Raw genomic sequence first — 12,733 nt, forward strand, 5'->3', positions numbered from 1 at the left:
TCTTGTTCTTGATCATCAACATCAAAAGATCGCAGCCTTCGGCAGCTCCTACAGGGCTTTACGCGAGCAACTCCTGAATCTTTTCCTGCAACACATCCAGATCGAACGGTTTCTCCAGAATCGGCGCCTTGCGCGTAATCGGGCTGCCGGTCTCGCGGATTTCCTGCGGGTAACCGCTGATGAAAATCACCTTCAGATCAGGACGCAGCTTTACCGCAGGTTCAGCAATCTGCACGCCGGAAATACCGCCAGGCAGGCGAAAGTCGGTGATCAACATGTCCAGATGTGGCTTGCTCGCGAGAATTTCGAAGGCCTGCTCGCCGTTTTCGGCCTGCAGCACGCGATAGCCCTGGCCCGACAGGTAATCTGTCAGAACCATCAAGATAACCGGTTCGTCCTCGACGACGAGTACTACATCTTGCGCATCTACACTCATGGGAAGCCTTTGTTCGGTCAATAGCTGCTGATACGACCGTGTGGTCACTCAGAGGTTGCGTCGGATGTGCCGTTTTCCTCGACCGGCAGACAAACGCGAAACAGGGCGCCCTCGTTGATTTGACTCTCGACGACGATGGAACCGCCATGGGCGGTGACGATCTGCTCGGAAATGAACAGACCCAGTCCGAGGCCGGCCACTACCGTCTTGGCGGAGACCCGTTCGAACTGTTGGAAAATGCGCTTCTGGTTCTCTTCGCTGATGCCGATTCCGTGGTCCTGAACCTCGACCCGTGCCTGGTTGCCCTGACGGTAAACGCGCACCTGAATCGGGCTTCTGCCACCGTAACGCAAGGCATTGGTCAACAGATTGGAAATGACCTGCTCGATGCGGAACTCATCCCAGCAACCCTCCACCGGATGCTCCGCTTCGAAGGAAACGGTGGTTTCCGCTGCCTCAATCTGCTGCGCGAAGTTCTGCAGCAGATTGCTGACCAACTGCACCAGATCAAAACGACTTGGACGGATCGACAGCTTGCCGGTGCGGATCCGCGACACGTCGAGCATGTCCTCTATCAGCCGGATCAGGCTTTTGATCTGTCGCTCATCGCGATCGACCATGGCGTGCATCTTGTCGAGGGTAAACGCTGCGGCGTTGTCCCGCGCCAGGTGCATCTTGCGCAATTGGGTTTCAAGTATCAGGCCGTTGAGCGGCGTGCGCACTTCGTGAGCGACGATTGACATGAAGTCATCGCGCATCCGCACCGCTTGCTCAAGTTCAAGCTGGGTGCTCTGCAACCGTTGCAGCAGTGCCTCCTGCTCGCGCCGGGCCTGCTCCAGGGCTTCGACCTGTTGCTTCATGGCTTTGCTCTGGCGGTACAGGTCGACAAACACATTGACCTTGCTCTTTACCGCGTGGATATCCAGCGGCTTGTGCAGGAAGTCCACCGCGCCGCTTTCGTAACCTTTGAACGCGTAGTTCAGTTCACGGCCGGCGGCGCTGACGAAAATGATCGGGATGTTCTTGGTTTTCTCGGTACCGCGCATCAACTCCGCCAGTTCGAAGCCGTTCATGCCGGGCATCTGCACGTCGAGAATGGCCATGGCGAACTCGTGTTGCAGCAGCAGCGACAGTGCTTCGTCCGCCGACAGCGCTTTGTAAACAGTGCGGTCTTCGCGTTTGATCAGGGCTTCGAGAGCCAGCAGGTTCTCGGGCAGATCGTCGACGATCAGCAGTTTTGCCTGGATATTACTCAGCATGCGATTCGTTCCAGCTCGACTAGCAGACGGCCGATGCCGTGAATGGGTAAGACATGATCCGGCGGCTGAATTTTCAGCGCGGCCAGAGGCATGGTGGCGACCTGAGCGTCTTCGGGGTCTTGCACGATGGTCAGCCCGCCGTGGCGTTTGACCTGGGCCAGCCCGCGCGCGCCATCGTGATTGGCGCCCGTCAGCAACACAGCCGCCAGCCTGGTTCCGTAGACATCGGCGGCGGATTCGAAGAGGTAATCGATCGATGGCCGGGAATGATGAACGCGGTCCTCAAGGCTCAAGGACAGACTGCGATCCTGTTCCACGGACAAGTGATAACCGGGGGTGGCGAAATACACCGTACCGGCCTCGATGTCCTGTTTGTCCGTCGCCTCTTGCACCGGCAGCAGCAGGCGCCGGGCAAACACCTCGGCCAATTGGCTGCGGCGCTCTTCAGGCAAGTGCAGCACGATGATGATCGGCAACACAAACCCCTTGCGCAAAGGGCCAAGCAGATTCATCAATGCTTCGACACCACCGGCCGAAGCACCGACCACAATAGCCTCGATTCGAGGCAGATCCGTGGTGTCGTTCATGATTTGCGGTAGATCCGTTCTTGTTTCACCAAGGGTTCGAACTGGTTGGCGTAGCTGGAAAAATCCAGCGTCTCTTTGCTGCCGAGCACCAGAAAACCGCGATGGCAAAGCGATTCATGGAACAGCCCGAACGCTCGATCCTGAAGTTTCTTGTTGAAGTAGATCAACACGTTGCGGCAAGAAATCAATTGGGTTTCCGAGAACACACTGTCGGTGGCCAGGCTGTGATCAGCGAACGTCACGTTTTCGCACAGGCTCTTGTCGAAAATCGCGTAACCATAGGCGGCGGTGTAGTAGTCGGCAAATGAACACTGCCCCCCGGCCTGCTGGTAGTTGGCGGTATAGGCACGGACGTTCTCCATCGAGAAAATCCCTTGCTTGGCCTTGTCCAGCGAGCGCGGATTGATGTCCGTAGCGTAAATGATCGTGCGATCAAGCAGGCCTTCTTCGCGCAGCAGAATCGCCATCGAATAGACCTCCTCGCCGGTGCTGCATCCGGCGATCCAGATTTTGATCGACGGATAGGTCCTGAGCAGCGGCACCACTTCCTTGCGAATCGCCAGAAAGTGCGACGGGTCGCGAAACATCTCGCTGACGGGAATCGTCAACAACTGCAGCAATTGCATGAACGCGGTCGGGTCGTGCAGGACTTTTTCCTGCAACGCCGAAATGGTCGCGCACTCGAACTGGCTCAACGCGTGTTGCACCCGGCGCTTGATCGAAGCGCCTGAGTAATCGCGAAAATCGTAGCTGTACTTGAGGTAGATTGCCTCGATCAACAGCCGCAATTCAATTTCACTGTTTCGTTCCACGGAGTGACTACGTTCCACTAAATGCGTTCCATCTTCGGTAACCACACGCGAATCAGCGAGAACAGGCGATCCAGGTCGATGGGCTTGGCCAGGTAATCATTGGCGCCCGCCTGCAGGCAGCGCTCCTGATCGTCCTTCATGGCCTTGGCCGTCACCGCGATGATCGGCAGTTTGCGCCAGCGCGGATCCTTGCGGATTTCAATGGTGGCTTCGAAACCGTCCATTTCCGGCATCATCACGTCCATCAACACCAGATCGATGTCCTCGACTTCGTTCAACTTCTCAATCGCCTCACGGCCGTTACGGCCGATCACCACGACCGCACCTTTGGTTTCAAGGGCACTGGTCAAAGCGAAAATGTTGCGCACATCGTCATCGACCAGCAGCACTTTGCGACCCTCGAAGACCTTGTCGCGGCTGCGCGCGGTCTTGAGCATCTTCTGCCGTTCATGGGACAACTGCGATTCGACTTTGTGCAAAAAGAGTGTGACCTCATCGAGCAGACGCTCCGGCGACCGTGCGCCCTTGATGATGATCGAACGCGAGTATTTGCGCAGGTCTGCCTCTTCATCGCGCGTCAGGTTACGACCGGTATAGACGATGACTGGCGGGAACGAGCAGATGTCTTCGGTCGACATGCGCTTGAGCAGTTCATTGCCAAGCATGTCCGGCAGCTTCAGGTCGATGACCATGCAGTCGAAAATCGTCGTGCGCAGCAAATTCAGGGCGTCTTGCGCCAGGCCCACGGCGGTGATCTCGATGTCTTCGTCACCGATCAGCCGGGCGATGCTCTCGCGCTGCAGATCGTCGTCCTCGACCAACAACACTCGCTTGACCTTCTGGGTCAGTTTGGCTTCCAGACGGGCAAACACATCCTTGAGCTCTTCGCGGGTAGTCGGTTTGACCGCGTAGCCAATGGCCCCCATGTGCATCGCCGCTTCGACGCGGTCCTCAACCGAAATCACATGCACAGGGATGTGGCGGGTTTCGGCGTGTTCCTTCAAGCGTTGCAACACGGTCAGACCGGAGTGATCCGGCAGGCGCATGTCGAGCAGGATCGCGTCCGGCACGTACTCGCGAGCCAGGTCGTAACCTTCATCGGCACCATGGGCAACCAGACACTGATAACCGAGTTCATGCGCCAGATCGTAGAGGATGTGCGCAAAGTTAGGCTCATCCTCCACCACCAGGATGCAGCGAGTGGCGAAGGGAGCCTTGTCACGGTCATCGGCGAAACGCGGAATGTGCACCGGCGCCAGCGGCGAGACCGAAACAGCAGGTGCAACGGGCGCGGTCACCGCTGGTGCTGGCGGGGTGAAGGTCAACGGTGCGCTCGATACATCGCTGAGCTCGTTGTACTGCTGCGGCAACACCAGCGTGAACACACTGCCCTGCCCCGGCACACTGCTGACACTGATGGAGCCGCCCAGCAGGGTCGCCAGATCCCTGGAGATCGACAGGCCGAGCCCGGTGCCGCCGTACTTGCGGTTGGTGGTGCCGTCAGCCTGGCGGAACGCTTCGAAGATGCTTTCCTGTTGATCGGCGGCAATGCCAATACCCGAATCGCGCACGATGAACGCGATGCGATCGTTGGGCTGACCGCTGATCGTCAGGCTGACCGCGCCTTGTTCGGTGAACTTGAGGGCGTTGGACAGCAAGTTCTTGATCACCTGTTCCAGGCGCTGGCGGTCGGTGAACAGCGTAGTCGGCGCGTCCGATTGCAAGGCGACGGTGAATGTCAGGCGTTTGTCCGCCGCCAGCGGTTCGAACACGCTGCGCAGGCCATCGGCCAGACGCGCGACGCTGGTGGTTTCCGGAATCACTTCAAGCTTGCCGGCCTCGACCTTGGAGATATCGAGGATGTCGTTGATCAAGTTGAGCAGATCGTTGCCGGCGGAGTAGATCGACTCGGCGAACTTGACCTGTTCGGCGCTGAGATTGTCCTGCGGGTTTTCCGCCAGCAACTTGGCCAGAATCAACGAACTGTTCAGCGGCGTGCGCAGTTCGTGGGACATGTTGGCGAGAAATTCGGACTTGTACTTGCTTGAGCGCTGCAGCTCTTCGGCGCGCTCTTCGAGCTGCACCTGAGCCTGATTCAGTTCGGTGTTTTTCAGGTCCATGGCGTCGCGCTGCTCGGCCAGGGTCTGCGCCTGCTCGGCAAGCTGCTCGTTGGTCTGTTCCAGTTCGACTTGCTGGGTCTCCAGATGCGCCTGGGACTCCTTGAGAATCCGCGATTGTTCTTCCAGCTCTTCGTTGGCGGTTTTCAGCTCTTCCTGCTGCACCTGCAACTCTTCGTTGAGCTGCTGGGTTTCGGCCAACACTTCCTGCAAGCGCTGACGATAGCGCGCAGCTTCAATGGAGGTACCGATGTTGCCGGCAATCAACTCCAGCAGTTCGATATCGCGGTCATTGAGCGGCCGCAGGAAACCCAATTCGATCACGCCGTTGACCCGATCATCATCGCTGGTCGGCACCACCAGAACACTGTGCGGCAAGCCTTCACCCAGCCCGGAGCTGACTTTGAAGTAGTCGGACGGCACCGAATCGAGACGAATCAGCCGCGCCTGCTGCGCCACTTGGCCGACGATGCCCTCGCCGCTGTAGATCGACTGTTCCTGCTCTTCCTGCTCACGGGAGAAGCCATAAGTCGCCACACGTTTGAGGCCGCCGTGCTCTTCACGCACATACAGCGCGGCTACGGCGGTGCCGAGGTATTGCGCACAGAATTGCAGAATATTGCGCCCCAACAGATTCAGCGTCAGTTGTCCCAGCACCTGTTCGGCCAGTTCGGTCTGACCATTGCGCAACCACGCCTGCTGTTCCAGACGCACGGCACTGGCTTGCTGTGCGGCCAGATTGGCGCCGTAGTTGGTCGACAGATTGACCAGATCACGTCGGCCAATATAAGCCAGCAAACCACTGATACCGGCGATGAACACGAGGTAAAGGCTGATGCTCCAGATCGTGGTGCGGCGCACCTCTTCATTGCGCGTCGTGCGCAAGACCTGTTCGGTCTCGATAACGTCTTCGAATTGCTTGCGGATTTCGTCCGTCAGGCGCTTGCCACGCCCGGCCTTGACCGCGCCGCGGTAATCGCCGCTGGATCGCTGCAGATCGATCATCGATTGCGCGTAATTGGCCCACTCGGTCTGCAACGCCTGCAGGCGGCGCAGACGATCGGTTTGCACCGGATTGTCGGCGGTCAGTTCGAGCAAGGTATTGAGCGCCACGGTGATACGCGGCTTGGCCGTCTCGTAAGGGTCGAGGAAGTGCTCGTCGCCGCTGAGCAGAAAACCACGCATGCCGGTTTCCAGGTCCACAGTGAGCTTCACCGCTTCATTGGCGTTATTGATCACTCGGTCGGTGTGCTCCACCCACTGGATAACCGACAGCAGATAAGTGATCAGCGACACGAAGAACACGGCACTGAGTACACCGACGCCCAAGGGCAGACTGATGTTGCGACTCAGGAGTTTGCGAAACCGTTGCTCATCAACCGTAGACGGAGAGGACATGGGGCAGCCTTGTCGAACTGTTGAAAACCCGAGAGTTTGCCCCAAAACGGTGGTATGGATCCATTTTTCTCACAGCTTTGGCAGCAAATTCCTACATTTGCTCGCGTCTAGAGCCACGCCAACAGTTATCCTTGCCTGGCCATTTGCAGTGAATGTTTTTTGTATCAAACCGGGAACTTATGGCCATGCGCCACTTACTCATGCATGAGCCCGGCAGATTCGACCGGCCGATACCCCTGAATTTCTATCTTTGAGAGCCTCTATTATGTCCACCCCACCGTCCATCATCCTTGTAGTAGAAGACGATGCCATTGTGCGCATGTTGATCGTCGATGTGCTGGAGGAGTTGGAGTACAAGGTGCTGGAGGCTGACGGCAGCGAACAGGCGCTGGAGTTTCTCAATGACAAGAACCAGAACATTGATTTGATGATGACCGATGTAGGTTTGCCGGGTATGGATGGTCGTGAGTTGGCGACTGAGGCACGCCTCGTGCGCCCCGCCCTGCCAATCCTGTTTGCCAGTGGTTACGCTGAAAGTATCGAAGTGCCCGAAGGCATGCAGGTCATCGGCAAACCCTTTTCGATCGATCAATTGCGCGACAAAGTAAAAAGCATCACTCAATAAACAACTCAACGGACCGCCCCTTTCAAACAACTTCAAGGGGCAGTCCGGTCTCATATTTTCGCGAATAAAATACAAGCTGGCGAGCTGTTGAAAAACACACTCACATAATGCTTCTTGATAAGCGCAGCCCAACAAAAGAGGATCACTCAAACATACAAACCAAAATAAACGAATTTATTATGACGCTAAAACATTCAAACTCCCTGAATCAACGTTACTTATCCCGCCCTACCCCTTCTTCTAACCTCCACCGTGAATACGTTGCAAGCGATAACCGCGAACGAGAGGAAGTGATATATAAACTCAAGCAGCGCTCAGCACATCTTGCTCCTGCGCAAAGAATTTCACTGGAAGGCGCAAAACTTTCTGTGGAGTCGGGATCGTCACTTGAAGACGCCCTGCTTCCCGGCAGGCAGCTATTGCAACGGATGTCCGAACAAGATTCCTTCAAACGACTGCTGGGCAAGCTGAGACTTTCCGAGCACTCAGACTTTGAAGTGACCGCTGAAGGCGAAATAAATGCAAAACACTCCGGTGCTATCGTGAGTTTTGCAGACACCTTCAAACTTTCCCCCGATCTGAAAGACGATCTGCAGACACTGGTTGAAATGGCCCATTTGACCGGTGGCAAAATTTCCACCACAGACGAAGTTGATTTAGCACAATGGCTGGCTTTCCACGGTTACTTGACCCCTCGCCATGCCGCCGACGTTTACCGGCTACTGGCATTCATGCAAGCCGCCCCTCCTGCAAGCCCAGAGTTGAGTAACTATTGGGAAATGATAAAGACTGGAGAAAGCAACTCGGCGACGCTTTCTGCAACTGAGCGCAGTGTGTTCCGCAAACTCATCACCAGTTACATCAAGGATCAATCGTTACTGGAGCATTTGTCGGAGAGCATTTTTGGCGGACGAACTGCGCCCTTCACACGTGCCGAGGCTGAGGACATTATCAAGGCACTTGTTTCCAGCCCCATCGCTGCTGACTGGGCCGACGCTTACGTACGGGATCTTGACTGGTACGGCGCGCGCGACAACCAACCGCAATCGGAAACGTCGCGCAAGCAGGTTGTCCTGACTTCGCTGCTGCTCAATCTTCATCCTCAAGTCGGCGAAGATGTACCGCGAAATCATGTTGCCGGTTTCGATTTGTATGCTGCCAAGCATATGGAAAAATCCTTCGCCGAGATTCAAACCGATTTCGAGAATCACCTGATCGAGCACCACAGGGTGAGTAAAAAGAATGCAGCATTGGCCGCTCACTTGCTGCTGGCGGAGCCTGCGCCGGAATTCCTGGTCAAAGGTCTACCTGCCACCCTGCTAGTGGGAACGCCGCAATGCGTGGAATTTTGCCGAATCGTGGCGGTGCAAGAAATCATAGCGCCAGGCTCGACTCGATCCATGACTTACGCGCAATTGCAGCAACTTTCGACACTGGAACCAGTGACCGAATCACGCAAGATGCTCGACGCTTTGGCCGCCGTGGATCCTGTGATTGATTGGGCAGTGCTCAACAAAATCGTCACGCCTGATGACGTCGAAAAATCAGTCACTGACTCACTGAAAGTCGCCACGGACGCCTACGCCCGACATGCGAGGACGCTTGCCGAAAACGCTGAAACACTGACGCGTCAACTGCCAACCCGCAAAAGCGTCGCACTGGATATCCTCAAGCAGGTCGCCAAGGGTTGCACTTATCTTGAAAGCGACGTCCTTCAGCAAACGCGCAATCGACCGCTGGAAGACGCTTACATTTCGCTAAAAATGTCACCTGTCGAGTTGCATATGTCCAACGATCTGGCGACCGGCAATTGGGATTTGAAAAAAGGGGAAAGCATCTACACAGCGTTCCCCAACATGCGCGGTAATCTGGTTTCTCCCGACGATGAGTTCTACCGTCAGTTCAATCGGGCCTATCTGGCGTATGCGCAAGCGATGAATACGCATTTGAAGCAAGCATTTACTTCAATGCCATTGCTCGACCGGATTCGATTGCTCAAGGGCAAGGTGACGATGTTCACCGTCAGACCCTCGGTCGCCAGACTCCAATCGATTACCGGTATCTCGGCCAATCCTATCGCGACGACCCTTGACGCCATTCTGAAAACGACTGAGCGCAAACCGACGGAAAGTCATAAAGAAATAGATGAAGCAAAGGGTCGCTACGGCGTAGTGGTCTGCAGCGAGTTCGAAGACCGGGTGACCTGTTACGAATTATTCACGCTGCACGGCGTCTGTCGCGAAAACACCGAGTTGGCCAAGCTTGTGCAAAGGGAAAACCTGTTGAGCGCTCCCGCTCGCAGCAATGAGACGAATTACTCTGCGCCTGCGAAAATTCATCAACTGCCGATGAACATCGAGTGTTATACCCATGGTGTAACGCCCGGTCTCGTGGACGTCAGTTCGGGGGTGATCGACAAAGTTGCCGAGTTGTCAGCCGTCGCGCCGCTGTCGCCAATAAATGGGTACTACCAGAGCTTCTACTCGACAGAGTTCGACCGTCTGGTGAACTTCGTACTCAAGCACAGACCCGTCGCGACTTACGATGAGTTGGTTAAAGAGTGCTGGGGCCAGACCCGGCTTGAAGCATTGCGTGCAAAACGGGACAAGGACCTGGACACGTTTCTCAACTTTGTCGTGCCCTTCAAGTCATGCATCGAAGATCTCGGTTCAGACGACATCGAGCGACAATTGGACGGAGCCAAGGCGTGCACCCTGGAAGCCGCGATGACCGTTCTGTTAGTGGTCGGAGCCATCGCAAAGATTGCCAGCCTGGCCGCCACGAGCATGAGTATCGCCACCAAGGCCAGCAAGATAGCTTCGACAGGCGTTGGCCTCGTCAACAACTTGATCAATCCGCTGGATGGAGCAGCCGATTTGCTTGTGAAGGGGGCCAAATTATTGCGTAAAGGCTGGCACAGCAGTGTGGCTGCCCTCGAAAGCGCCATTTACGATGCGCGCAAATGGTCGGGAAAGACGCCCTATCACGCACTTTCGAAGGCTGTCGATCCAGACACTATCCGCCTGGGCATCCGACAAACTGCGCAAGAATCCGCAGACGTGTTCCAGGTTTGGGGCATACGCCACAGTGATGAATGGTACGCGTTGAACCGTTTGGGCGAACCATGGGGCCCCGAGTTAAGAAACCTCAAACTGGTCAACAAATTCAACGTTCCAAACCCTTTCAAGCGAGCAAAACCGTTCAGCTACACCCGTGGATTTTTGAAAAAAGCCATTCCCCACGCCAAGAGTAAAATCGACAACACGATCCAGTTACTCTTGGATGGTCAGAACGATGATCTCAGATCCGTCATCAAGCATGTCTTCGGCATTGATTCGAGTGAGGCCATTGAACAAATAAACAGGAACTTGCGCGCCATGCGCAAGGATCTTGATTCGGTAGGTTTGCATAACATGGTCTTTCGGCCACCTGGTTCCGACGCAATCGCTGCGTTACATCCTCAAGCCTATAAACGTTGGCAAGCGGCCGTACGCTCAGGCGAGAAGCTGGACATCAACACAAGAACATTCCTGTCCATTTATCCTGACAACATGGATGAATATTACACGGTGGCGAAATTCGATGACGCCAGGGTCGGCGATATCCTCGTGCATGAGATGTCTCATGGTGCGCCGGACACGCTTGATTTGTACTACGGTGAAATAATACAAGGTGCCATCCCGGCAGAATACAACGCGGTCGGGTTACTGGAATTTGCCAGAGACGCGCACAAGGCCCATCCTCAAAATCTCAGTAACCCCCATTACCGCTTAGGTGTTTTAAAGGGTTACGAGGAGTTTAAAGCGACGATTTCGAGCCGACCAAAAATCGTACAAGAGTACCCTGCGTTGTTAAACGCCGAATCTTATTCATTGGCGGTTTCGTTGATCGACCAACATACAACCAACCATGCAACATTTATGTTCAACCTATCCACCATCACCAACTCGATCAATAACACAGCTCCCGGCGAATTTCTTTCCGGGCCGATCCTGCTCAATCTGGCCAAACCAAACTTTTAAACCCCGCAGATTTTCCGGGCCGCAGCACTGACAGAGGGCGCAGGCAACCACCACTGTGGTTTAATTGCGCCCTTTTTTCGCCCACGCTTTGCTGCATAGGATCACCGCTAATGACTCAGCCCGTTACCAAAGTCCTGGTCATCGGATATGTCTGGCCCGAACCGCGCTCGTCCGCCGCCAGTGGCCACGTCATGCAGATCCTCGAAACGTTTTTGCAACAGGGTTGGGACATCACCTTCAGCAGTCCCGCCGGCCCCGGCGAACATAAGGCAGACCTCTCTGCGCTGGGTATTCGCGAAGTATCCATTGAACTCAACAACAGCAGTTTCGACGTATTCATCAGTGAACTGGCGCCGGATATTGTGCTGTTCGACCAGTTCATGATGGAGGAGCAGTTCGGCTGGCGGGTTGAAAAGCACTGCCCCGAGGCCCTGCGTGTGCTGGAAACCTCCGACCTGCAGAGCCTGCGACATGCCCGCCATCAGCGGCTCAAGGACCGCCTGAAAGCCAACAGCGATCAGGACGACTTCAGCGATCTGTTTGCGCCGGCATTGCGCGAAGAGTTTGAGTTGATGGCCGATACTGATCTGGCCAAACGGGAAATCGCGGCGTTGTACCGCTGCGATCTGAACCTGATGATCTCCGAAGTTGAAATCGAGTTGCTGGTCGAGCAATTCGGCTTGCCGCGTCAGTTGTTGCATTGGTGCCCACTGATGATTGACCTGCCAAATGCCCCCCCTGCGGCCTTCACCGATCGAGCGCACTTTGTAAGCATCGGCAACTTCCGGCACGCGCCCAACTGGGATGCGGTGCTCTGGATGAAATCCATCGTCTGGCCACTTATACGTCAGCAATTGCCGCAAGCGCAGTTGCACATCTATGGCGCGTACACACCGCCCAAGGCCACGGCGTTGCATAACGCTGCGCAGGGTTTTCACGTGATGAACTGGGCCGAAGACGCGTTGCAGGTCATGTCCGCCGCCCGGGTTTGCCTGGCCCCGCTGCGCTTCGGCGCCGGTATAAAGGGCAAACTGGTTGACGCCATGCTGTGCGGCACACCGAGTATCACCACCCCCATTGGAGCGGAGGGCATGCATGCCGGCCAGCCGTGGCCCGGTGCCGTCGCGCTTTCGGCGACCGAGTTGGCCAACCAGGCCGTTCGCCTCTATCAGGATGAAACGCAGTGGCAGGCGAGCCAATTGGCGGCAAACACCTTGCTCGGCGAGCGCTACCAACGGGCAGTGCATGGTCAGGCGCTGATCGAAAAGCTGCGTGATTGCCAACTGAACTTGCCGACACTCAGAGCCAATAACTTTATCGGCAGCATGTTGCGGCATCATGCGCACAAAAGTACTCAATATATGGCGCAATGGATTGAAGCAAAAAACCGCAATACGTCGCCAACGTGACGACCAGTAACCGGTCGTGACGACACACTCTGCATGACTACCGATATTGGCCAAACAAATATCAAGCG

8 protein-coding genes are annotated in these 12,733 nt (G+C 55.8%); 3 read left to right on the plus strand and 5 right to left on the minus strand.

What is annotated here, in order from left to right:
* Nucleotides 1-58: 58 nt before the first annotated feature.
* The 5 genes from ACW9IR_RS14315 to ACW9IR_RS14335 are packed head-to-tail and all read right to left on the minus strand — an operon-like array spanning nt 59 to nt 6,609.
* Entirely contained in the window at nt 59-436 is a 378-nt protein-coding gene (locus ACW9IR_RS14315) for a response regulator (RefSeq protein WP_003225116.1), read from the minus strand.
* Nucleotides 437-480: 44 nt separating this feature from the next.
* Entirely contained in the window at nt 481-1,695 is a 1,215-nt protein-coding gene (locus ACW9IR_RS14320) for a hybrid sensor histidine kinase/response regulator (protein WP_016987303.1), read from the minus strand.
* Entirely contained in the window at nt 1,689-2,282 is a 594-nt protein-coding gene (locus ACW9IR_RS14325; protein ID WP_102901825.1) for a chemotaxis protein CheB, read from the minus strand. The genes ACW9IR_RS14320 and ACW9IR_RS14325 overlap by 7 nt, the downstream gene beginning before the upstream one ends.
* Nucleotides 2,279-3,112: a CheR family methyltransferase gene (locus ACW9IR_RS14330; RefSeq protein ID WP_095120878.1), complete on the minus strand. Its 834-nt coding sequence runs from the start codon at nt 3,110-3,112 to the stop codon at nt 2,279-2,281. Before ACW9IR_RS14330 ends, ACW9IR_RS14325 begins: the two co-directional genes overlap by 4 nt.
* Complete coding sequence (locus ACW9IR_RS14335) at nt 3,112-6,609, minus strand: response regulator (protein WP_110719238.1); 3,498 nt, start codon at nt 6,607-6,609, stop codon at nt 3,112-3,114. The genes ACW9IR_RS14330 and ACW9IR_RS14335 overlap by 1 nt, the downstream gene beginning before the upstream one ends.
* A gap of 265 nt (nt 6,610-6,874) precedes the next feature.
* Here ACW9IR_RS14335 and ACW9IR_RS14340 point away from each other — a divergent pair, with 265 nt between their 5' ends.
* From ACW9IR_RS14340 to ACW9IR_RS14350, 3 genes are all read left to right on the plus strand, one after another.
* Nucleotides 6,875-7,234, plus strand: a complete 360-nt coding sequence (locus ACW9IR_RS14340; RefSeq protein WP_457463771.1) for a response regulator — start codon at nt 6,875-6,877, stop codon at nt 7,232-7,234.
* Between the two features lie 179 nt (nt 7,235-7,413).
* Nucleotides 7,414-11,256 carry a hypothetical protein gene (locus ACW9IR_RS14345; protein ID WP_457463773.1) on the plus strand — a complete coding sequence of 1,281 codons (3,843 nt, stop codon included), beginning with the start codon at nt 7,414-7,416 and terminating at the stop codon, nt 11,254-11,256.
* A gap of 110 nt (nt 11,257-11,366) precedes the next feature.
* The gene (locus ACW9IR_RS14350; RefSeq protein WP_457463775.1) at nt 11,367-12,665 is read left to right on the plus strand and encodes a glycosyltransferase; all 1,299 of its coding nucleotides are present in this window, start codon (nt 11,367-11,369) and stop codon (nt 12,663-12,665) included.
* Nucleotides 12,666-12,733 lie beyond the last annotated feature (68 nt).

Source organism: Pseudomonas sp. SDT291_1_S447 (assembly GCF_054070155.1).